The organism is Cellulosimicrobium sp. BMG9.23, from assembly GCF_059159985.1.
On the sequence record NZ_JBZGBZ010000003.1, the window covers coordinates 181,506 to 202,389 of the forward strand.

Consider the following 20,884-nt stretch of genomic DNA (forward strand, 5'->3'; position numbering starts at 1 on the left):
GCGCCCGTGCTGACCTCCTACCGGAGCGCGGCACCAGCTCGTATCCCGACCGGATGTCTCGCTACGGGCGATCCGTGCCGTGCGCCGTCGGCAGACTCATGAGGTATCGGTCGAGGGTGACCTCTCCCTGCTGCACCGTCTCGCGCTCGACGACCGTGAAGCCGGCGCGCTCGAACACGGGCCGGGCGACCTTGCTCGCGTGGGTGCTGAGCGTTGCGATGCCGTCGCGCCGCGCCGTCTCGACCACGTGCGCGAGGAGACGCGCGCCGATCCCGCGCCGCCCGTGGTCGGGCGAGACGAAGAGCATGTCGACGTAGCCGTCGCCGCGCAGGTCGGTGAACCCGGCGACCTCTCTTTCGACGACGGCCACGACGGTCCTCGCCTCGGCACGTCGCTCGTGCCACGCCGTCTCGTCCCGCGGGCCGCCCAGCCACGCCCCGACCTGCTCCTCGCTGTAGCGCGAGCGGGCCGTCTCGGTGACGGCACGCTCGAAGATCCGCAGCGTCGCGGCGGCGTCGCCGTCCTCGTAGGGGCGGATCGTCACGTCGTCCCGGGTCATCGAATGAGCTACCCACCGGCCCGTGCGGCCAGGACACCGCCGTCCGTCACAACTACACGGGGCGGGCTGGGACGCCCGGTCGCTCGGGGGAGCGCCCGTGCTGGCGGACGACGGGACGGTCCCGGCCGTCGCGCCGCCCGGCGCCGGGTGAGGCCCGCGCATCAGCCCTCGTGGTCGCGCTGCTCGCGCAGCAGCCGGGCGGCCTGTTCTCCGGAGCCCTCCTGCTCGAGGCCGCGGAGCGCCTGGTCGACCTTCTCCTGCGGCTGGCGCGGCGCGAGGAGCGGCGTGTCCGGGTCCACGACGGCCTCGACGACGACGGGTCGGTCCGCCGAGAGCGCCTCGCGCCAGGCCGCGCCCACGTCGTCGCCCGCCTCCACGCGCAGGCCGCCCAGACCGAGGAGGTCGGCGTAGGCCGCGTACGGGAAGTCGGGCACGGTCTGCGACGTGCGGAAGCGCGGGTCGCCCTCCATCTCGCGCTGCTCCCACGACACCTCCGCGAGGTCGCCGTTGTTGAGCACGAGCACCACGAACCGCGGGTCGGACCAGTCGCGCCACCGGTGCGCGACGGTGATGAGCTCCGAGAGCCCGTTCATCTGCATCGCCCCGTCGCCCGCGAGCGCCACGACCGGCCGGTCGGGGTGCAGGAGCTTCGCCGCGATCCCGTACGGCAGGGCCGAGCCCATCGAGGCGAGCGTGCTCGACAGGTGCGCGGGGACACCGACGGGCAGCCGGAGGAAGCGCGCGTACCAGTAGGTGACGGAGCCGACGTCGACGGCGACCTGCGCGTCGGGAGGCAGGACCTCGGACAGCTCGTGGAGCACGAGCTGGGGGTTCAGCCGCTCGGTCTCCTGCCGGACGCGCCGGTCCGCGACACCGCGCCAGGCGCGCACGAACCCCTCGACGTCGGCGCGCCAGCCCTGCCGCTCGGGCAGGAGCGGGACGAGCGCCTCGAGCGTCGCAGCGGCGTCGCCGACGAGCGGCACGTCGACGGGGTGCTTGGCGCCGATGTTGCGGGCGGTCACGTCGACCTGCACGGCGCGCGCCTGGCCCGGGGCCGGGTAGAACTCGGTCCACGGGTCGTTGCTGCCCACGATCAGCAAGGTGTCGCACCCCGACATGAGGTCCGCCGACGCGGTGGTGCCGAGGTGGCCCATTACGCCGCAGTGGTAGGGCAGCGACTCGTCGAGCAGCGGCTTGCCGAGCAGGGACGTGGTCAGGCCGGCGCCCAGCCGTTCGACGAGCGCCCGCACATGCTTTTCGGCGCCGCGCGCGCCCTGGCCGACGAGCACCGCGACGCGCTCACCCGCACCCAGCACCTGGGCCGCCTCCTCCAGCGCCTCGGCGTCGGGCACCGCGCGGCTGCTCGCGAACACGGCGGACGAGTGCACGACGCCGTGCTCGTGACCCGGGTCGGGGAGCGCGGCCTGCTGGACGTCGTGCGGCACGATCACGCAGACCGGGCTCGACGTCGCGAGGGCGGTGCGGAAGGCGGCGTCGAGCACGTGCGGGAGCTGCTCGGGGGACATGACGGTCTGCACGTACTGCGCGCACACGTCCTTGAAGACCGTGTGCAGGTCGACCTCCTGCAGGTACCCCGCGCCGAGCGCCGTGCTCACGACCTGGCCGACGATCGCGACGACCGGCTTGCGGTCCAGCTTCGCGTCGTACAGGCCGTTGAGCAGGTGGATCGCGCCCGGGCCCTGCGTGGCGAGGCAGACGCCGACCGAGCCCGAGTACTTCGCGTGGCCGCTCGCCATGAAGGCGGCCATCTCCTCGTGCCGGGCGGTGACCAGCTCGACGTCGCCGGCGCGGCGGCGCAGCGCCCCGAGGATCGGGTCGATGCCGTCCCCGGCGTAGCCGAAGACGCGGTCGACCTGCCAGTCGACGAGGCGGTCCACGATCCCGTCGGCCACGATCCTGTCCTGCGCGGTTTCCTGGGTCATCCTCCTATGCTGCGAACCGGCCTACGCACCCGCACCCCGGGCACTGTCCGAACCGGGCCCGGCGTCGACGACGCGGGCGCGCTCGAGCAGGTAGTCGCGCTCGACGGCGTTCTCGGTCAGTCCCGCGGCGTCTCGGAACGTCGCGGCGGCCTCGGCGGAGCGGCCGAGCTCGTCGAGCAGGTGAGCGCGGACGGCACGCTCGCGGAACCGGGTCAGTGGGTCGGCGCGGAGGCCGTGCTCGGCGTCGAGGCTGTCGAGCAGGGCGAGACCGCGCGTCGCGCCGAACGCGCGCGCGACGGCGACGACGCGTGCGAGGCGGACCGGACCGGTCGGGGTGAGCCGCTCGAGCCACAGGTAGAGGACGGCGATCTGCGGCCAGTCGGTCGCGGCGTCGTCGGGCGCGCCGGCGTGCACGGCAGCGATCGCCGCCTGGACCTGGTACGGCCCGACCGTGCGCCGCGCCCACACGTCGTCGACGATCGCCGTGCCCTCGTCGATCATGGCACGGTCCCAGACGGTGCGGTCCTGCCCCTCGAGCGGGACCAGCCGGTGCTCGGCGTCGGTCCGCGCGTCGCGCCGCGCCTCGGTGAGCAGCATGAGCGCGAGCAGCCCGGCGACCTCCGGGTCGTGCGGGCTGTGCTCGCGTGCGAGCCGGGCGAGGCGGATCGCCTCACGGGCGAGGTCGACGCGGCCGAGGTCGGCGCCCGTGCTGGCGGTGTAGCCCTCGTTGAAGACGAGGTAGAGAACGCGCAGGACGGCGGCGAGCCGCTCGTCGCGATCCTGCGCGCTCGGGGCGACGAAGTGCGCGCCCGCACGCGCGAGCTGCTGCTTCGCGCGACTGATCCGCGTGCCCATCGTCGCCTCCGTGACGCCGTAGGCGTGGGCGATCTCCGCCGTCGTGAGGCCTCCGACGGCCCGGAGGGTGAGGGCGACCTGCGACGTCGGGCTGAGCGCGGGGTGGCAGCACAGGAGGAGCACCGTGAGGCTGTCGTCGTCGTCGACCACGTGGGGGCGACGATCGGACTCCTGGACCGCGAGCTCCGTGCCGCCCACCAGTCGTTCGCGCCGGTGTCGCGCCTGCTCCGCGCGCAGGAGATCGACCATCCGGCGGTACCCCACGCGGATCAGCCACGACCGGGGCTCCGCGGGGACGCCGTCGACGGGCCACTGCGCGCTCGCCGCCAGGAGCGCCTCCTGGACGGCGTCCTCCGCGACGTCGAACCGGCTGAAGCGGCGCACGAGCGCGCCGAGCACCTGCGGCGCCTCCGTGCGCAGCAGGTCCTCGATGGTGCTCTCGGGAGTGTCGGGCATCGCCTCAGGCGGCGAAGTCGTCGCCCATGATCGGGCGGAGCTCGACCGGCTCGCCGAGGACCTCGACGATGCGGCTGACGATCTCGACGGCCCGCTCGTGGCTCGCGACGTCGATCACGGCGAAGCTGGCGAGGACCTCCTTGAGCTCGGCGAACGGGCCGTCGGTGGCGACGACGCCGGTGTCGGTCCGACGGACGGTCGTGCTCACCGCCGGGTGGCCCAGACCCTCGCTCGAGACGAACTCGCCGGACGCGCGCAGCTCCGCCTCGAACTGCTGGTAGACGGCGAACGCCGCGAGCGCCTCGTCGGAAGGGGTGTCCGAGGTCGCCGCGTCCCAGTCGGCGGTCGGCGTGTAGCCGAGGATCAGGTACTTCATTGTCGTTCTCCCTCGTTGTCGGGTGAGTCGGTGGGCGGTGCGACGGTAAGCGGGTTCGTGGTTGCGGGCGGGCCGTTCTCAGGCGTCCGCGGGTGCCGGACGACGGCGCAGCCGGATCGCCACGACCGTGGTCCAGGTGAACGCGACCACGCCCGTCACGGCGACCTGGATGCTCGCCTGCTCCGGCGACACCGGTAGCAGCAGCACGAGCGCGACCACGCCGTGACCGACGGCTGCCAGGGTGCGACGCTCGCGGACCGCGCGGACCGTGAGCACGACGCACGCGATCGCCAGCCCCGTGAACGCGAGCACCGCGGCGACCGAGTGCGCGACGCCCTGCCACGACATCGCGGCTGCCGGGCCGTCGGGCGTGCCGACGGGGAAGCCGTGCTGGGGATCCATGACGAACACGCCCGCAAGGACGAAGCCGAGGCCCGAGAGCGCGAGGAGGACGGGAACGGCACGGCGCCCGACGCCGTCGGGCACGAGTCTCCGGAAACCGACCGCGAGGGCGAGCACCCCGAAGCCGGTGAGCACGAACGTCGTGACCTGGATCCAGCCGAGACTCCCCGTGGAGAGCTGGCTGAGGGGGTGCACGCGCAGGTCGAAGCCCTCGCGCGTGAGCGCCTGCACGGTAGCCGACGCGTAGAAGAACGGGCCGGTGGCCGCCGCCGCGGTGAGCAGCAGGCGGGTGGACCGGCGCAGTGCCGTCGGCGCTGCGGCCGGAGTCGTGCTGCTGGTCGGGGTGGTGGAGGTCTGCGTGCTCATCGGGTGCTCCTCATCCTGGTCGGGTCGCGCCCTCTCGGGCCTGACGCCGCTACCTCGTCGCGCCCATCGGCACCTCGACATCCCCCGTGTGTGATCTAGGTCACATGTGTTCGCGAGCGGTCCGTGTCGAGAACCGGTCACCGGCCCCGAGGTGACGGTGAGCGCCCCGACCGGGGCGGAACCGCACGCACAGGGAGAGGGAACCATGACCGAGAGCACCGAGAGCACCGAGAGCACCGAGAGCACCGAGAGCACCGAGAGCACCGAGAACACCGACGACGTCCAGGGTGTCAGTGCCGCGCTCACCGCGCTCGACCGACTGGTCGGCACGTGGGACGTCACGGGCGGTGCCGAGGGCGTCGTCACCTACGAGTGGATGGCCGGAGGCTGGTTCCTGCTCCAGCACGTGCACCTCGTCCAGGACGGCCACGAGACCGACGGCCTCGAGGTGATCGGCAACCTCCGCCCGTTCGGCGAGCCGGCCGGAGAGGACGTCGTCTCGAGGTTCTACGGCTCGACCGGCGAGACGTTCGACTACGTGTACGAGCTCGTCGTGGACACGTTGACCATCTGGGGCGGAGCCAAGGGCAGCCCCGCGTACTTCCGTGGCACCTTCGACGACGCCGGCGACTCGCTCGCGGGCGAGTGGGTCTACCCCGGGGGCGGCTACGCGTCCACCATGACGCGCAGCGCCTGAGCGGGTGGTCGTCGGCTCCGGTGTCCCCAGACATGACCCGGGCGATTTCGCTACGGTCGCCGCATCGCGCACGCGTACGGCCATGCCTGGGTCTCGACGTCCAGCGGGATGCCCTCGTCGCCGTGCAGATCCCGCTATCCGGGCCTCACACTGAGCAGCGCGTCGATCGGCTGGTCGCCCGTGGGCGTCGCTCAGGCGGGTCCTCCGGAACCGATCGGGTCGAGCGAGCACTGCATGACGTACCGGTCGATGGTGACCTCTCCCTTCTGCACCGTCTCGCGCTCGACGACAGTGAAGCCGGCGCGCTCGAACACGGGCCGGGCGACCTTGCTCGCGTGGGTGCTCAGCGTCGTGAGGCCGTCGTGTCGTGCCGTCTCGACCACGTGATCGAGGAGCCGCGCGCCGATCCCGCGGCGTCCGTGGTCGGGCGAGACGAACAGCATGTCGACGTAGCCGTCGTCGCGCAGGTCGGTGAACCCGGCGACCTGCCCGTCGACGACGGCCACGACCGTTCCCGCCGCGGCGCGGCGCTCGTGCCACGCCGCCTCGTCCCGCGGGCCGCCCAGCCACGCCAGGACCTGCGCCTCGGAGTACCGCGAGCGAGCGGTCTCGGTGACGGCCCGCTCGAAGAGCCGGAGGGTCGCGGTGGCGTCGCCGGCCGCGTAGGGGCGGATCGCCTCGTTCTCCTGGCTCATCGCTGGAGCATATCCACCGGGCCCGGCTCGCCGTCCCGGTCCGCGGCCAGCCAGGCCCGCGGCGAGAGCCCGAGGCGTTGGCTGAAGGCCCGGGAGAAGGCGGCAGGCGTCGCGTACCCGAGCTCGACGGCGGTGCGGCTCACCGGCGTGCCCGTCCGGAGCCGTTCTTGGGCGACGATGAGCCGCCACTGCGCGACGTAGTCGGCGGGCGGTCGGCCCACCACCTCCTTGAATCGTGCGGCGAAGGCGCTGCGGGAGAGGTGCGCCTCGCGCGCCATCGACTCGAGCGTCCACCGGCTGCCTGGCGACTCGTGGACGGCCACGAGAGTGGGCGCGAGACGTTCGTCGGCCAGTCCCGGAAGCACACCCGGGGGCAGGGCGAGGTCGTCGGCGTGATCGAGGATCCACCGGAAGAGCTGCACGAGGAGCACCTCGAAGAGGCGGTCCGCGAGGACGCGGCGACCGCACCGGACGTCGTCGATCTCCGCGAGCAGCAGGTCCAGCGTGGGTTCGAGGCCCGATACCTCGTCGAGCGGGAGCACCAGCACCGGCGGGAGCGTGCGGACCAGCGGGTGCATCGCGCCGCCCTCGACATCGAGCGTGGCGCACGCGAAGTCGGACACCTCGGTCGGCGCGTTGTGAAACGTGTGCTCGAGCGGTCGCGGGTAGAAGAGCAGGCTCGGACGATCGACCGTGCGCCGCTCGACCCGGCCGTCGATCCCGATGTGGGTCACCTCCATCTCACCGCGGCGAAGGACGTGGAGAAAGGCCCGCCCCGGCCGCGCGTCGAACGTGGTCGTGCCGCACAGAGGCCCGGTGTGGAACAGGTGGGTCTGCACGCGAAACCGCTCGAGCAGGTACGAGAGACGGTCGATCGAAGCCATGGCCTCAGGATGCCAGACGATATGACAAGTGTGCCGGACGAAACGTTCCCCACCGTCCTCCGTGATCGACGACGCTGGACCACGGCGGCCCAACAAGGTGGTCGTCTACGTCGTCACCACTCGAAGGAGCCGTCCCATGTCACGTGTCCCTCTCGTCAGCCCGGAGTCTGCGACCGGTCCGGTCGCGGAGACTCTCGACCAGGTCGGCGTCGCGCTCGGCGGCGTCCCGGCGATGTTTCGGGCGGTCGCGAACTCACCGGCCGCGCTGCAGAGCCTGTGGGGATCGTTCAGCGCCCTCGGTACCGGCACGCTCGGCCCCGCGATCGGCGAGCAGATCGCCGTCGCCGTCGCCGACCGCAACGCGTGCGCGTACTGCCTCGCCGCGCACACCGCGCTCGGGCGCCGGGCCGGCGTGCCGGACGAGGAGCTCGTCGCCGCCCGGGAAGGCCGGTCGGACGACCCGCGGGTCGCCGGTCTGCTGCGTCTCGCCCTGGCGCTGGTCGACCAGCGCGGCCACGTCAGCGCGCAGGACGTCCAGACGGTCCGCGACCTGGGCTGGACCGACGAGCAGGTCGTCGAGGTCGTCGCGCACGTCGCGCTCAACCTGTTCACGAACTACGTCAACGTGGCGCTCGAGGTGCCCGTCGACTTCCCGGCCGTCGCTCTCCGTCGCGCGGCCTGACGGCGGGTGCGGCACGCCCTCCACCCACGGGCGTGCCGCCCCCTTTCGTCACCGGTCGGACGGCACGAGCTCGCGCGCGAGGAGCGCGTCGACCGCGCTCGTCACCTCGTCGACAGTAACTCGGGCGAGCGCGGGATCGACGCTCTCGCCGTGCGGGTCGCCCCGGTAGGGCGCGCGCTCGCCGTCGGCGGCCGGCCGGACGTCGTCGCCGTGCCAGAGGACGACGTGCCGCTCCGGCTCGACGGCCGGGCCCCACAGCGCGGGCGGCGTCGGGCCGAACAGCACGACCGACGGCGTCCCGTACGCGGTCGCGAGGTGCGCGACGCCGGTGTCCCCGCTGACCACGAGCCGGGCCGTCGCGACGACGTCGGCGAGCGCGGGCAGGTCGAGCACGCCCGCCGCGTGGTCGACGGCCCCGCGACGCGTGAGCGCCCGGTCGCCAGCCCGGTCGTCGGTCGCCGTCCCGGTCGGCACCTCGGGTGCGGCGCCTGTGTGCGCGCCCGTCGCCTCCGCGACGACCCGTTCGCACAGCTCGCGCTCGTCGGCGCTGCCCGTGACGACGACGTCGTGCCCCGCGTCCGCGAGGTGCCGCACCACCGCGGCGAACCGGTCGGCGGGCCAGCGCCTCGACCCGGACGCGGCGCCCGGGTGCACGACGACGTGGGCGTCGCGCGGCGCCGGCGGCTCGAGCCGCAGGTCCTCGCGCGCGCACTCGCCGCCGACGGAGGTGACGAGGCGGCACCACCGGTCGACCTCGTGCTCGTCCGGGTCCCACGACGGTCCGTCGACACCGGCCTCGCGTGACGCGAACGCGACGAGCCGGTCCGGCTCGGTGGCGAGCAGCACGCGGTGGCTCTGCGGCCCGCTGCCGTGGAGGTTCACCGCGACGTGCCCCGCCGCGGGCAGACCGGTCACTGTCTCGGCCTCGTCGAGCCAGCGCAGGGGTTCGAGGCCCCGCGTCGGCACGACGCCGTCGACCAGCCCCAGACCCTCGAGCCACGAGCCGACCTCGGGCGGCGCGGCGAGGAGCACGCGCCGTCCCGGCCACGCGCGGCGGATCCCGCGCAGCGCGGGGATCGCCGTCACCGCGTCCCCGAGCCCGAGCGCGCGCAGCACGAGGACCGTGCCCTCGTCCGCGCCCTCGACGACCGACGGCAGGTCGGCGGCCAGCTCGGCCGCGCCGTCGCTCACGGCCACGACGTCTCGCCGGAGGCCATCACCAGCATCTCGCGGATCTCGCAGCCCGCGGGCTGGCGCAGCGCGGTGACGACCGCGGCCGCCGTCGCGCGCGGGTCGTTGAGGTCCGCGTCCGGCCCGGGCTTGTACTGCTCGGTGCGGCCGTCGAAGAACGCGGTGCGCATGCCGCCCGGCACGAGGCACGTGACGCCGACCCGGCCCGCGAGCTCGGCCGCGAGCGCCTGCGAGAAGCCCCGGACGGCGAACTTTGACGCGCAGTACGCGGTCGCGTCCGAGACGCCCTTCAGCCCGAGCGTCGAGGCGACGGTCACGACGGTGCCGCGCCGCTCCTCGAGGTACGGCAGCGCGGCACGCACGACGGCGACGGTCCCGAAGAGGTTGACCCGCACGACGCGCTCCCACGTCTCGACGTCGATCTCGTCGAGCCGCCCGCACGCGTCGGTCCCGGCGGCGGTGACCACGGCGTCGGGCGGGCCGACCTCGACCGCGAGCCGCTCGACGGCCGCGGCGGCCGCCGCCGAGTCCGAGAGGTCGACGATCGCGTGCAGGCCGCCGTTCGCGGGCGCGACGCGGTCGAGCACGACGGGCTTGCCGCCCGCCGCGGTCACGGCTTCGACGAGCGCCGCCCCGAGGCCGCTGGCACCGCCCGTGACGTAGACGGTCCCGACCTCGCGCGGCACGGGGAGCGGCGAGTCGGCGGGCTGCTGGAACGTCGTGGTGGAGGTCATGCGGTGGTCTCCTTCGGGGTCGGGGTCGGGGTCGGGGTCGGGGTCGGGGACGTAGTCGGGACGGGAGCCCGGTCGGTGTCCGGGTGGCCCTCGGGCGTGGCGGCATGAGCGGCAGCGGGCGCGTAGCGGCCCGAGCGCTCGAGGATCGAGGTCGTGGAGCGGCCGGCGACGTAGGGCAGGACGACGACGCGTCCGCCGTGGCGGCGCACGACCTCGGCCTCGGGCAACGTCTCCTCGGTGTAGTCGCCGCCCTTGGCCCACACGTCGGGCCGCAGCGCGTCGAGCGCGGTGCGCGGGTCGTCCTCGTCGAAGACGAGGACGGCGGACACGCAGTCGAGCGCGGCGAGGACCCGCGCGCGGTCGGCCTGTGCGACGACGGGCCGCTCGGGACCCTTGAGCCGCCGCACGGACGCGTCGCCGTTGAGCAGGACGACGAGGTGGTCGCCCAGACGGGCGGCGGCCTCGAGCGTCGCGACGTGACCGGCGTGCAGGATGTCGAAGCACCCGCCGGTCGCGACGATCGTGCCGCCGAGGGCGCGCAGGCGCTCCCCGACCTGCTGGGGCGTCGGCACGGCACCCCGCGCGTCGTCCCGGGGGCCGTCGACGGCGGAGGCGCCCTCGGCTACGGACCCGCCCGAGCCGGCCGGCTCGGCGGATCCCGTGGGGCCGGACCGCCCGATCCGGTGGGCCGCGCCGCCGACCTGCGCCGAGGTCTCCGCGCGCCGCCGGTAGCCCTCCGCGCCGCCCGTGGCGACCCACGTGGTCGCGACGTCGACGCCGCGCGCCACGGCGTCGACGAGGCCGGTGCCGCGCGCGAGCTCTGCGGCGACGGTCGACGCGAAGCGGTCGCCCGCGCCGCACGGGTCGCCCGCTACGGCCGTCGCGGGGATGTACGCCGGCTCGCCGGCCGGCCGCGCGACGAACGCGCCGCGGTCCCCGGCGGTGACGCACACCGCGCCGACGTCCCAGCCGCGCGCGAGCGACTGCGCGAGGCCGCCGAGGTCGTCGGGCGACGCCTCGATCCCCAGCGAGTCGGCGGCGTCGAGCGCCTCGGCGAGGTTCGGCGTGACGAGTGCGGCACCGGGCACGGGCCGCCCGCCGCGCGGGTGCGGGTCCCACACGACCGGCGTCGACGCCGCGGCCTCGGCGAGCAGGTCGCGCAGCGGGCCGTCGTGCGTGGTGCCCGCGCCGTAGTCGGAGACGAGCACGACGGCCGCGTCGGCGAGCGCCGCGCGGACCCGCGCCACGGGGACGTCGACCGGGCGGGCGGGGCCGCCGTCGTCGACGCGGACGACCGTCTGGCCGGCAGAGCGCACGCGCGTCTTGCGGCGCGTCGTGCCCTCCTGCGGGACGGCCACGACCTCGACGTGCCGGCGCAGCAACCCGCGCAGGTCCGTCCCGGCGTCGTCGTCGGCGAGCGGCGCGACGAGACGCACGCGCGCGCCGTCGGCCGCGAGGAGCGCGGTCAGTCCGGCACCGCCCGGGCTGCGCCGGACCCCGAGGGTGTCGACGACGGGCACGGGCCCGTCGGGGGAGAAGCGCGTCACCTGGCCGTCGACGTCGCGGTCGAGCAGGACGTCGCCCACGACGACGACGCGCGGTCGGTCGTCCTGCACGGCCCCGGCGGCGCCGGGCAGGTTCGCGACCTGCGCGTCCGCGGGTGCCGCGCCGTCGGCGGTCGCAGGGACGGTGGGCGCGTCGCCGGACGTGCGACCCAGCGAAAGACCCGCCGCCGTCGCCTCGCGCTGCCGCACGTGCGCGTCGAGCGCGGCGCACAGCGCGTGGGCGACGACGAGGTGCAGCTCCTGGACGGACGACGTCGAGGCGCCCTGCATCGCGAGCGTGTCGTCGCACGCAGCGGAGAGCCCGCACGGGCTCGGGCCGGTGAGCGCCCACGTCGTGAGGCCGAGCTCGCGCCCCCGGTGGGCGGCGGCGACGACGTTCTCGCTGTTGCCCGACGTGGACAGCAGCAGGAGGACGTCGCCCGGTCGGCCGTGGGCGGCGACCTGCCGCGCGTACATCTCGCCGATCCCGTAGTCGTTGACGATCGCGGTGAGGCTCGACGTCTCGGCGTGCAGGCTGATCGCGGACAGCGGCACGCGCTCGCCCTCGAACCGCCCCACGAGCTCGGCGGTGAGGTGCTGCGCCTCCGCGGCGCTGCCCCCGTTGCCCGCGACGAGCAGGCGTCCGCCCCCGAGCATGACGTCGGCGAGGTGCTCACCCCACGCGTCGATACGGCCCGCCTCGGCGAGCAGCAGGTCGAGGCCCTGGTGGAGGTCGTCGGCGTGCGCGCGCAGCCAGCGCTCGGCCGCGGTCATCGGGCGCTCACCGCCCGCGCCTGGACGCCGACGGCTGCCGCGGCGGCGGACGGGCCGGTGGTCGCGGCGGCGGGAGCGGCGGTGCGCGGGTCGGCGGGGGACGCGGCGGTCATGGCGGCCTCCGCGACTCCCGCGACTCCGCGTGCGGCCGACCGCGGGCCCTCGGCGACGACGCGCTCGTACGACTCGAGCGTGCGCGCCGCGACGGTCGTCCAGCCGTACAGTCGCTCCGCCCGGACCCGCGCGGCCGAGCCGAGGCGCTCGCCGAGCACCGGGTCGTCGGCGATCCGTCGCAGCGCCGCGGCCAGCGCGCCCGGGTCGCGCGGCGGCACGAGCAGCCCTGTGCGGCCGTCGACGACCGAGTCGAGCAGACCGCCGACGGCGGCTCCCACCACCGGGCGTCCGCACGCGGCGGCCTCGAGCGGGACGATGCCGAACGGCTCGTACCACGGGTCGCACACCACGACGTCGGCGGCGTGCATGAGGCCGCGCACGTCGTCCTGCGTCACGCTGCCCACGAGCCGCACGCGATCGAGGACGCCGAGCGCGTCGGCGAGCTTGACCAGGCGGCGCGCCTCCTCGTCCTCCTCGAGGTGCGCGGCCGGCGGACCGCCCGCGACCACGAGCTCCGCGCCCGGCAGGCCGGGCAGCGCCTCGATGACCGTGTCCACGCCCTTGCGCTCGACGAGGCGCCCGATCGACAGCAGGCGGAGGACCCCAGGCTCGCGGTGCAGGTGCGCAGACCGCCCCGGGTCCGGTCGGAAGCGCCCGATGTCCACGCCGCACGGCACGACGTCGACCCGGTCCGGGTCGGCGCCGAGCGCGACGAGCTCGGCGACCTCGTCGCTGCACGTCGCGACGATGCGGTCCACCCCGCGGCACAGGAGACGCTCGCGTGCCACGCGCTCACGCGGGCTCGTGTCGCGCGCACCCTGGTGGCGGCGCTTCACCGACCCGAGCGCGTGGAACGTCTGCACGAGCGGGACGCCGAGTGGCGGCGCGGACAGCAGGCCCGCGATCCCGGACATCCAGAAGTGCGCGTGCACGACGTCGGGAGCCGCACCGGGCTCGCTCCACCGGCGCAGCATGTCCGCGCCGAACGCGTCCATGTGGGGAAGCAGCTCGTCCTTCGGGACGGGGACCGGCGGACCGGCGTCCACGTGCACGACCTCGACCCGCGGCGCGAGAGGGACCCGCTCCGGCAGCGAGACGTCGTCGCGGCGCGTGTAGACCTCCACGTCGTGCCCCTGCGCGCCGAGCCGCGTCGCGAGCGACGCGACGTGGACGTTCTGGCCGCCGGCGTCGACGCCGCCGAGGGCAGCGAGCGGGCTGGCGTGCTCGGAGATCATGGCGATCTTCATGAGGTCACCTCCTGGAGGACCGTGTCCCAGCGGTGCAGGAACGTGGCGTGGGAGTAGTGCTCGAGGACGTGGGCGCGCGCGGCGGTGCCGCGCTCGCGCGCCTCGTCCGGGTCGGCGAGCCAGCGCCGCGCGGTCGCGACGAGCTCGTCGGGTCGGGAGCTGAGCGTCCCGGCGGCGGGCGGCACCGCGACGGGCGCCTCGGTGGTCGGGAGCGCGAGGACGGGCATCCCCAGGGCCATCGCCTCGAGGAGCGACAGGCCGAGGCTCGTCCAGCGGTACGGGTGCAGGTAGGCGCGCGACGTCGCGAGGCGCGCGTGCATGGCCGCTTGCGGGACGTCGTCGTGCAGGCCGTGCATCAGGACGGGCCCGCCCGTCAGGTGCTCGGCGAGCTTGCCGACGCCCATGCCGTACACGTCGAGCGGCACGTGGCGTCCCAGCTCGACGAGGACGTCCGTGCCCGCGACGCGCCAGCGCCGCACGGGCTCGTTGACGACGACGCCGACGCTCGCGCGCTCACCCGTGTACCGGTGGCCGGGGTCGGGGATGCCGTGGTCGACGACGAGCGTGCGCGCGTCGCCCGTGTCCCACATGAGCTGGTTGAACGCCGTGACGTGGACGATCGGGACGAGCCCCTCCTCGACGACGTCGAGGTCGGCGAGCGGATGACGCGTCGAGGCGGCGTGCCCGGTCGGGGCGTTGTGCTCCACGTAGACCGCGGGGACGTCACGGCCGGGGACGAGCCCGGTCCAGCGCCGCAGCATCTCGATCTCCTCGGGACGCTGCAGGACGACGACGTCGATCCCGCCGCCGGTCGCGAGGTCGGCGAGCTGCTCGGGGGTCGCCTCGCGCACCGACGCAGGCCAGTCCCACGTCTCCGCGCGACCGTGGCCCTCGGGCCCGCGATCCGGGACGACGGGGACGACGTACTCGTGGGGCCCGGCGACGAACGCCGTGGCCCACGAGCCGTGCACGTGCCAGACGAGGATCCTCATGCGACCACCTCCGCGGTCTCGGGCGCCGGTCCGCGGGCGGGTGGCGCATCGGTCGGGTCGGTCTGGTGGGGTCGGACGGCCGGGTGGGACGGGGTGGTCCGGTGAGGCTGCGCCGTCGGGCCGGTCGTCGGCCCGGACGAGAGGCGTTCGACCGCGTCGACCACCGCGTCCGGGTGGATGCCGGTCAGGCACGGGTGCCCGGGGACGGGGCACTCGCGGGCGCGCGAGCCGCGGCACGCGGCGCCCTGGTCGCCGAGGACCACCGTCGGCACACCCCACGGTGCCCAGCGGTCGGCGGGGACGACCGGCGCGAAGAGCGACACGACCGGCGTCCCGACGGCTGCGGCGAGGTGCGCTGGACCGGTGTTGCCCACGACGACGCAGCGCGCTCCCGCGAGCACCGCCGCGAGCCCGGCGAGGTCCGTCCGACCGGAGAGGTCGACGACCCCTCCGCCGGCGCGCCCGGCGGCGGGTCCAGTGGCGCGCCCGGCGGCGGGTTCGGCGGCGCGCCCGGCGGCGGATCCGGCGGCGACGTGCGCGGCGAGCGCGGTCTCGCCCGGGCCACCGGTGACGACGACGCGGTGGCCCCGCGCGACCAGTGCCGCGACGATCGCGCGGGCGTGGTCGGGCGACGGGGCACGGGCGGGCACCGACGCGCCCGGGTGCACGACGACGTACGGCGCGTCCCCGTCCGCGCCCGCGGCGTCGCTGGGGAAGGTGAGGAGGTGGCGCACGTCGGGCAGCGGCCCGCGCACGCGCAGCCGGTCGTCGCGTCGTGCGGCGCCGTCCGGTGCCTGCTCGGGGGCCTGGTCGACCGTCGACGCGGGGAACCCGGCGGCGCGCGCGAGGTCCAGGGCGGCCTCGACCTCGTGCAGGCCGTCGGGGCGGCGGTGCCGCACGTCGAGCAGCGAGCCGGGGTAGTCGTCGCTCGTCCCGGCGACGGAGGGGATCCCGGCGAGCCGGGCGAGCAGCGCCATGGGCAGCGGGCTCTGGTGGAACGACGTGAAGATCACCGCGGTGGCGTAGCGGCGCGCGGCGAGCGCCTCGACGAGGCCGAGGACCTCGGCCCGGTCGAGCGGCGGCGGGGCGTACCCGGACCACGGCGCGTCGAACACGAGCACGTCCCGCACGCCGGGCAGCAGCCGTGCGGCAGCGCGCCCGGCGGACGACGCGAGCACGTCGACGTGGCCCCCTCTCGCCGCGGCGCCCGCCGCGAGAGCACGGATCGCCGGGCCGGTGAGGAGCACGTCGCCGTCGCTGTCGAGACGCACGGCCAGCACGTCGGCGGTCATGCGCCGCGCTCCGGCAGCTCGTCGTGCACACCGAGATCGGCAGGTCGGCGCGAGATCGGCAGTCCCGGGCTGCCGATCTGATGCGATCCTGCCGATCTCGACGACGGGCCCTCGGGTGAGTCGGACGATCTCGACGACGCGTGCTCGGATGTCCCGCGCGGATGCGAGGCGGCGGGGAGTCGGTCGTCGAGCATCTTGAGCGCGGCGGCGAGGTCGGGGGCGACGCGCGGGGCGGCGTCGACCTCCTCCGGGCGCGTGACCGGCGTCGGGACGAGCACGGGCACGGCTCCGGCGGCGAGCGCGGCCGCGACGTCGGCACCGATGTCCCCGACCAGCGCGCACCGCCACGGCGGCACGCCGAGCTCCGCGGCGGCGGCGAGGACCATGCCGGGCGCGGGCTTGCGGCACGCGCACGCGTCGTCGGGGCCGTGCGGGCACACCTGCCACGTGTCGAACGGGCCGAGCAGCTCCTCGACGCGCGCGTTCACGGCGTCCACCTGGTCGCGCGTGAGCAGACCCCGCGCGACGCCCGACTGGTTGGAGACAACGCCGACGCGCACGCCGCGCGACCGCAGGTCGTCGAGGACCTCGCGCGCGCCGTCGACCGGGCGGACGGCGTCCGGGTCGCCGTTGTAGGGGACGTCGTGGACCAGGGTGCCGTCACGGTCGAAGAGCACGGCGGCGAGAGGCGGCGGCCAGGGGTCGAGCCCGCGTCGTGCCGCGACCGTCCCCACCACGCGGTGGCGCACGGCCGCGAACGGGATCGCGGCGCTCGTCCAGAGCATGCGGCGCAGCTCGGCGCCGAAGACGTCGTCGCCGGGGCGCGGCCCGGGCGCGAGGCGGCGCCGGGCGAAGTCGAGGGTGAGGCCAGCCCAGGCCGCGGCGCCCAGTGCGGCGGCGCGCGGGCTGCGGGCCAGCACCCCGGCCACCCCGACGCCCGCCGCGACGACCGTCGCGACGTGCCAGGCCAGCCGGCCGCGACCCGTCTCGGCGCGCTCGCGCCAGTCGGGCCCGTGCAGCGCGCGCATCGTCGCGTCGTCGCGCGTCCCGGCCTGCACGCGCAGGCTCACGCCGTCGTCGGTCGGGCGCACGGGGTGCGTCGTGGTGCGGGTCCCGCGCGTCAGCTCCCAGCCGGCGTCGCGCACGCGCAGCGCGAGGTCGGCGTCCTCGCGGTAGGCGCGGGGGAACCGTTCGTCGAACCCGGCGACCTGCTCGAGGGCGGCGCGCCGGTACGCCATGTCGGCGGTCGGCCAGAGCGCGTCCTGCAGGCCCGCGGTGCCACGCTCCCAGTCGGTGGGACGGCGGTCCGTCGGCAGAGGCACGTGCAGGCGACCCTGGACGCCGCCGGTGCGGTCGCTCGCCGCGGCGAGGTCGGCGGCGAGCAGGCCCGCCCACCCGTCGGGCAGCTCGACGTCGTCGTCGAGGAAGACGACCCACGGCGCCGACGTCGAGCGCCACCCGGCGTTGCGCGCCGCCGCGGGACCACGGCCACCCGTCCGGACGACGCGCGCGCCGAGCCGGGCGCCCACCTCCCCGAGATCGAGCGACTCGGGCGGCTCTGGTGCGGACGCGGGTGCGCGTCCCGCGTCGTCGCGCGACCCGGCCGTCACGAGGCGACGGTCGTCGGCGACGACCACCTCGACGGGCAACGGCGCGCCGGGGGAGGAGTCGGCCTGCGCGGCGAGCGTCTCGAGCAGCCGCAGGAGCGAGGGGCGGCCGATCGAGGGGACGACCACGGCGTACGGGTCGGGGGGCGTCACGAGCGCTCCTCGGTGGCGAAGAGGTCGGCGCGCCGCACGAGGTGCGGGCCGAGCACGAGCAGGTCGACCGGTGCGGACCCGAAGAGCTCGAGCGCGTCGCGAGGGTCGTCGACCATCGGGCGGCCCGCGGTGTTGAGGCTCGTGTTGACGACGACCGGCAGCCCGGTACGGTCCTTGAACGCGCGGATCATCGCCTGCAGGCGCGGCGTCGAGCCGTCGACGGTCTGGATCCGCGCGGTCCCGTCGACGTGCACGACGGTGGCGATCCGGTCCCGCCACTCCGGCGCGACCTCGTGGACGAAGAGCATGTACGGGCTCGGGATCGGGCCACCACTGAAGATCTCGGCCGCGTCCTCGAGGAGCACCATCGGTGCGACCGGGCGGAACTGCTCGCGGCCCTTGACGTCGTTGAGCCGCTCGAGGTTCTCGACCGGCCCGGGGTTCGCGATGAGGGACCGGTGCCCGAGCGCGCGCGGGCCGAACTCGGCGCGGCCGTCGAACCACGCGACGACCCCGTTGTCGGCGAGCACCTGCGCGACCTCGCCGGGCAGGTCGTCGGGCGTCGTGAACGGCACCTTCGCGGTGCGCAGCCAACCGGCGAGCTCGTCGTCGGTCCAGGACCGGCCGAGCGCGGCGGACCCCATGGGCTCGACCGTGTCGCCGGCCTCGGCCGCGAGCTGCATCGCCGCGCCGAGCGCCGTGCCGGAGTCGCCCGCGGCGGGCTGGACCCACACCTCCTCGAACGGCGTCTCGCGCCAGATCCGCGAGTTCGCGACGCAGTTCAGCGCGGTGCCGCCGCCCATCGCGAGCACGCGGTCGCCGGTCTGCCCGTGCAGCCACGTCGCGAGGTCGACGAGCACCTCCTCGAGCCGCGCCTGGACCGACGCCGCGAGGTCGGCGTGCTCCGCGAGGCCGCCGTGCTCGGTGCCCCACGTGCCGTCGTCGGTCCGTGGCGGTGCCCAGCGGTTCCAGTCCGGGGCCTCGGCGACGAACCCGCCGTCGTCGGTCGCGTAGAGGATCTCGCGCAGGTCGTCGAGGAACCGCGGCTCGCCGTACGACGCGAGCGCCATGACCTTGTACTCGTCGCTCGACCGCAGGAACCCGAGGTGCTCGGTGAGCGACTCGTAGACGAGGCCGAGCGAGTGGGGGAGCTCCTGGCTCGCGAGCACCTCGAGGCGGCCATGGTCGTAGCGTCCCGCGAGGTGCGACGAGCGCTCGCCGCGCCCGTCGAGCGACAGCACGCTCGCCACCGGGAAGGGCGAGGCCAGCGCGGCCGACGCCGCGTGCGCCACCTCGTGCGGCACGAACCGGACTGCCGCGGGGGACAGGCCGGGCAGCGCCGTCGCGATGAACTGCGGCGCGCGCTCGGCGTACTGCACGCGCAGCCAGTCCCACGGGTCGGGCAGGCCCATCTCCTCCGCGGGCTTCGCGAGCGCCGGGTCGAAGGAGTACGCGACCGCGTCGAGGTCCTGCGGTCGCAGCCCGCCGGCCTCGAGGCACCAGGCCATGGCCTTCTCCGGCAGCTCCCAGGCCGCGAACGGGACGGGTCGCTTACCGTGCTTGCGCCGTGAGAAGCGTTCCTCCTCCGCGGCGGCGACGACGCGGCCGTCGACGACGAGGGCGGCGGACGGGTCGTGGAACAGGGCGTTGACACCGAGGACGCGCATGGATGGCGAGCCTTCCCGGATCGGGTCAGGCTCGTGGCATGCCTCGAGAAACGGGGCGTCCGCCTGACGCGTACGGGTCGGCTCTGCTGCAACCCGCCCTCACCTTCACCCCGAGAAGCGCTTCTCGCACCTCGACTCTTCACGTACAGGTACTTCTCTTCGTGTCATTCCCTCTGGAGGACCGCATGACGACGACCTCGACCGCCCGACCCGCCATGGATTCGAACGCCGAGCCGACTGCCGACCCCAACGGTGTGCCGACCGGTGCACCGACGGGCCCGCGGCGGCTCGAGCGCACGGACCCGACGACCGGGCGGCCGGGCGCCCCGGTGGAGTGCGCCGGACCGGAGGAGGTCGACGCCGCCGTGCGTGCCGCCGTCGCTGCGTGGCCCGCGTGGCGCGCGACGCCGCCGGGCGAGCGGGCCGCCGCCCTCCGGGCCGCCGCGCGAGCCGTGCGCGAGGCCGCCGACGATCTCGGAGCGCTCCTGCGCGCGACGACCGGGCGCGTCGAGAACGAGGCACGCGGGTCGGCCGAGGTCGCGGCCGAGCTGTTCGAGGAGGCGGCGGTCGCCGGCCTGGGGCGCGCGGGGCGGGTGCTCGCCGGGGACCCGGCGGCGCTCGACGTCGTGCGCCGGGAGCCGCGCGGCGTCGTCGCGGTCATCACGCCGTGGAACGACCCCTACCCGGCCGCCGCGGGGCTGATCGCCGCGGCGCTGATCACGGGGAACGTCGTCGTCCACAAGCCGTCGGAGCGCAGCGACGCTCCGGGCCTGCGGCTCGCCGAGCTCGTCGCGAGCGCACTGCCGGCGGACGTGCTCCGGGTCGTCAGCGGCGACGGCGCGACGGGCGAGGCGATCGTGGCGCACGAGGACGTGGCGCTCGTCGCGCACGTCGGCTCCACGGCGGCGGGACGCCGGATCGCCGCGACCGCGGGCGCGCGCGGTGCGAAGGTGCTGCTGGAGAACGGCGGGAAGGACCCGATCGTCGTCGACGCCGGGGTCGACCCGGCGCTCGCGGCCCGGCAGATCGCGACGGGCGCGTTCACCAACGGGGGCCAGCTGTGCACCGCCGTCGAGCGCGCGTACGTCGTGGAGGAGGTCGCGGACGCCGTCGTCGCGGAGCTCGCGCGGATCGCGCAGAGTCTCCAGGTCGGGGACCCGGGCGACGACGCGACGACGATGGGACCGCTCGTCGACGAGGACCAGCTCGCCGTCGTCGACGAGCACGTGCGCGGCGCGACCGGTGCGGGCGCGGAGGTCGTCACGGGTGCGGCACGACTCGACCGGCCGGGCTCGTTCTACGCGCCGACCGTGCTCGACCGCTGCCCCGACGACGTCGCGCTCCTCACCGAGGAGACGTTCGGCCCCGTGGTGCCGGTCGTGCGGGTCGCGGACTTCGAGGAAGGGCTGCGCCGGGCGTCGGCGTCGGCGTACGGGCTCGCCGCGACCGTGCTCACGCCGTCGCTCGACCACGCCCTGCGCGCGGCCGACGCCCTCGACGTCGGGACGGTGAAGATCAACGCCGTGTTCGGCGGCGCGCCGGGCGGGTCCGCGGACCCGCGCCGGGGCAGCGGCGGCGGCGCCGGGTACGGGCCGGACCTGCTCGACGAGCTCACCGTCCGCAAGGCGATCCACCTCGAGGGCCTCGCGTAGCA

Annotated in this window: 18 protein-coding genes; 3 read left to right on the top strand and 15 right to left on the bottom strand. The window is 75.5% G+C overall.

The features are described from left to right. Nucleotides 1-61: 61 nt before the first annotated feature. The 5 genes from AC4H2G_RS05215 to AC4H2G_RS05235 all read right to left on the bottom strand — a co-directional run bounded on the left by AC4H2G_RS05215 (nt 62) and on the right by AC4H2G_RS05235 (nt 4,957). The gene (locus AC4H2G_RS05215; protein WP_494364689.1) at nt 62-559 is read right to left on the bottom strand and encodes a GNAT family N-acetyltransferase; all 498 of its coding nucleotides are present in this window, start codon (nt 557-559) and stop codon (nt 62-64) included. Between the two features lie 161 nt (nt 560-720). Next, the gene (locus AC4H2G_RS05220) at nt 721-2,502 is read right to left on the bottom strand and encodes a thiamine pyrophosphate-requiring protein (RefSeq protein WP_494364690.1); all 1,782 of its coding nucleotides are present in this window, start codon (nt 2,500-2,502) and stop codon (nt 721-723) included. 21 nt (nt 2,503-2,523) lie between these two features. After that, nucleotides 2,524-3,813 (bottom strand): RNA polymerase sigma factor, encoded by a 1,290-nt coding sequence (locus AC4H2G_RS05225; protein ID WP_494364691.1) that lies wholly within the window; start codon nt 3,811-3,813, stop codon nt 2,524-2,526. 4 nt (nt 3,814-3,817) lie between these two features. Continuing rightward, nucleotides 3,818-4,189 (bottom strand): YciI family protein, encoded by a 372-nt coding sequence (locus AC4H2G_RS05230; protein WP_494364692.1) that lies wholly within the window; start codon nt 4,187-4,189, stop codon nt 3,818-3,820. Nucleotides 4,190-4,267: 78 nt separating this feature from the next. Further along, nucleotides 4,268-4,957, bottom strand: coding sequence for a DUF998 domain-containing protein (locus AC4H2G_RS05235; protein ID WP_494364693.1), 690 nt, complete (start codon nt 4,955-4,957; stop codon nt 4,268-4,270). 205 nt (nt 4,958-5,162) lie between these two features. On the opposite strand from AC4H2G_RS05235, the gene AC4H2G_RS05240 reads away from it, so the two are divergent. Continuing rightward, nucleotides 5,163-5,654 carry a hypothetical protein gene (locus tag AC4H2G_RS05240; RefSeq protein ID WP_494364694.1) on the top strand — a complete coding sequence of 164 codons (492 nt, stop codon included), beginning with the start codon at nt 5,163-5,165 and terminating at the stop codon, nt 5,652-5,654. 191 nt (nt 5,655-5,845) lie between these two features. Here the strand turns inward: AC4H2G_RS05240 and AC4H2G_RS05245 are convergent, their stop codons facing one another. Beyond that, on the bottom strand, nt 5,846-6,349 hold the full coding sequence (locus tag AC4H2G_RS05245; protein ID WP_494364695.1) for a GNAT family N-acetyltransferase: 504 nt from the start codon (nt 6,347-6,349) through the stop codon (nt 5,846-5,848). Continuing rightward, the gene (locus tag AC4H2G_RS05250) at nt 6,346-7,233 is read right to left on the bottom strand and encodes an AraC family transcriptional regulator (RefSeq protein WP_494364696.1); all 888 of its coding nucleotides are present in this window, start codon (nt 7,231-7,233) and stop codon (nt 6,346-6,348) included. The genes AC4H2G_RS05245 and AC4H2G_RS05250 overlap by 4 nt, the downstream gene beginning before the upstream one ends. Before the next feature lie 136 nt (nt 7,234-7,369). Here AC4H2G_RS05250 and AC4H2G_RS05255 point away from each other — a divergent pair, with 136 nt between their 5' ends. Further along, on the top strand, nt 7,370-7,915 hold the full coding sequence (locus AC4H2G_RS05255) for a carboxymuconolactone decarboxylase family protein (protein WP_494364697.1): 546 nt from the start codon (nt 7,370-7,372) through the stop codon (nt 7,913-7,915). Between the two features lie 48 nt (nt 7,916-7,963). Here AC4H2G_RS05255 and AC4H2G_RS05260 read toward each other — a convergent pair whose 3' ends face one another. Genes AC4H2G_RS05260 through AC4H2G_RS05295 form a run of 8 tightly spaced genes read right to left on the bottom strand, consistent with a single transcriptional unit; the run spans nt 7,964 to nt 19,230 of the window. Continuing rightward, nucleotides 7,964-9,106: a glycosyltransferase family 9 protein gene (locus AC4H2G_RS05260; RefSeq protein ID WP_494364698.1), complete on the bottom strand. Its 1,143-nt coding sequence runs from the start codon at nt 9,104-9,106 to the stop codon at nt 7,964-7,966. Then, nucleotides 9,103-9,840: an SDR family oxidoreductase gene (locus AC4H2G_RS05265; protein WP_494364699.1), complete on the bottom strand. Its 738-nt coding sequence runs from the start codon at nt 9,838-9,840 to the stop codon at nt 9,103-9,105. Before AC4H2G_RS05265 ends, AC4H2G_RS05260 begins: the two co-directional genes overlap by 4 nt. Further along, the gene (locus AC4H2G_RS05270) at nt 9,837-12,158 is read right to left on the bottom strand and encodes a PfkB family carbohydrate kinase (RefSeq protein WP_494364700.1); all 2,322 of its coding nucleotides are present in this window, start codon (nt 12,156-12,158) and stop codon (nt 9,837-9,839) included. The genes AC4H2G_RS05265 and AC4H2G_RS05270 overlap by 4 nt, the downstream gene beginning before the upstream one ends. Then, nucleotides 12,155-13,519: a glycosyltransferase gene (locus AC4H2G_RS05275; protein ID WP_494364701.1), complete on the bottom strand. Its 1,365-nt coding sequence runs from the start codon at nt 13,517-13,519 to the stop codon at nt 12,155-12,157. Before AC4H2G_RS05275 ends, AC4H2G_RS05270 begins: the two co-directional genes overlap by 4 nt. Further along, nucleotides 13,516-14,511 carry a glycosyltransferase gene (locus tag AC4H2G_RS05280; RefSeq protein WP_494364702.1) on the bottom strand — a complete coding sequence of 332 codons (996 nt, stop codon included), beginning with the start codon at nt 14,509-14,511 and terminating at the stop codon, nt 13,516-13,518. The genes AC4H2G_RS05275 and AC4H2G_RS05280 overlap by 4 nt, the downstream gene beginning before the upstream one ends. After that, a complete protein-coding gene (locus AC4H2G_RS05285) occupies nt 14,508-15,803 on the bottom strand; it encodes a glycosyltransferase family 9 protein (RefSeq protein WP_494364703.1) in 1,296 nt (431 codons plus the stop codon). Before AC4H2G_RS05285 ends, AC4H2G_RS05280 begins: the two co-directional genes overlap by 4 nt. Then, entirely contained in the window at nt 15,800-17,563 is a 1,764-nt protein-coding gene (locus AC4H2G_RS05290; protein WP_494364704.1) for an HAD-IIIA family hydrolase, read from the bottom strand. Before AC4H2G_RS05290 ends, AC4H2G_RS05285 begins: the two co-directional genes overlap by 4 nt. After that, nucleotides 17,560-19,230 (bottom strand): carbamoyltransferase family protein, encoded by a 1,671-nt coding sequence (locus AC4H2G_RS05295; protein WP_494364705.1) that lies wholly within the window; start codon nt 19,228-19,230, stop codon nt 17,560-17,562. The genes AC4H2G_RS05290 and AC4H2G_RS05295 overlap by 4 nt, the downstream gene beginning before the upstream one ends. Nucleotides 19,231-19,415: 185 nt before the next feature. On the opposite strand from AC4H2G_RS05295, the gene AC4H2G_RS05300 reads away from it, so the two are divergent. Beyond that, on the top strand, nt 19,416-20,882 hold the full coding sequence (locus AC4H2G_RS05300) for an aldehyde dehydrogenase family protein (protein WP_494364706.1): 1,467 nt from the start codon (nt 19,416-19,418) through the stop codon (nt 20,880-20,882). Nucleotides 20,883-20,884 lie beyond the last annotated feature (2 nt).

Bases quoted from the DNA above. Each gene is read 5' to 3' on its own strand.
- AC4H2G_RS05215 (WP_494364689.1), bottom strand. From the start codon at position 559: ATGACCCGGGACGACGTGACGATCCGCCCCTACGAGGACGGCGACGCC.
- AC4H2G_RS05220 (WP_494364690.1), bottom strand. From the start codon at position 2,502: ATGACCCAGGAAACCGCGCAGGACAGGATCGTGGCCGACGGGATCGTG.
- AC4H2G_RS05225 (WP_494364691.1), bottom strand. From the start codon at position 3,813: ATGCCCGACACTCCCGAGAGCACCATCGAGGACCTGCTGCGCACGGAG.
- AC4H2G_RS05230 (WP_494364692.1), bottom strand. From the start codon at position 4,189: ATGAAGTACCTGATCCTCGGCTACACGCCGACCGCCGACTGGGACGCG.
- AC4H2G_RS05235 (WP_494364693.1), bottom strand. From the start codon at position 4,957: ATGAGCACGCAGACCTCCACCACCCCGACCAGCAGCACGACTCCGGCC.
- AC4H2G_RS05240 (WP_494364694.1), top strand. From the start codon at position 5,163: ATGACCGAGAGCACCGAGAGCACCGAGAGCACCGAGAGCACCGAGAGC.
- AC4H2G_RS05245 (WP_494364695.1), bottom strand. From the start codon at position 6,349: ATGAGCCAGGAGAACGAGGCGATCCGCCCCTACGCGGCCGGCGACGCC.
- AC4H2G_RS05250 (WP_494364696.1), bottom strand. From the start codon at position 7,233: ATGGCTTCGATCGACCGTCTCTCGTACCTGCTCGAGCGGTTTCGCGTG.
- AC4H2G_RS05255 (WP_494364697.1), top strand. From the start codon at position 7,370: ATGTCACGTGTCCCTCTCGTCAGCCCGGAGTCTGCGACCGGTCCGGTC.
- AC4H2G_RS05265 (WP_494364699.1), bottom strand. From the start codon at position 9,840: ATGACCTCCACCACGACGTTCCAGCAGCCCGCCGACTCGCCGCTCCCC.
- AC4H2G_RS05270 (WP_494364700.1), bottom strand. From the start codon at position 12,158: ATGACCGCGGCCGAGCGCTGGCTGCGCGCGCACGCCGACGACCTCCAC.
- AC4H2G_RS05275 (WP_494364701.1), bottom strand. From the start codon at position 13,519: ATGAAGATCGCCATGATCTCCGAGCACGCCAGCCCGCTCGCTGCCCTC.
- AC4H2G_RS05280 (WP_494364702.1), bottom strand. From the start codon at position 14,511: ATGAGGATCCTCGTCTGGCACGTGCACGGCTCGTGGGCCACGGCGTTC.
- AC4H2G_RS05285 (WP_494364703.1), bottom strand. From the start codon at position 15,803: ATGACCGCCGACGTGCTGGCCGTGCGTCTCGACAGCGACGGCGACGTG.
- AC4H2G_RS05295 (WP_494364705.1), bottom strand. From the start codon at position 19,230: ATGCGCGTCCTCGGTGTCAACGCCCTGTTCCACGACCCGTCCGCCGCC.
- AC4H2G_RS05300 (WP_494364706.1), top strand. From the start codon at position 19,416: ATGACGACGACCTCGACCGCCCGACCCGCCATGGATTCGAACGCCGAG.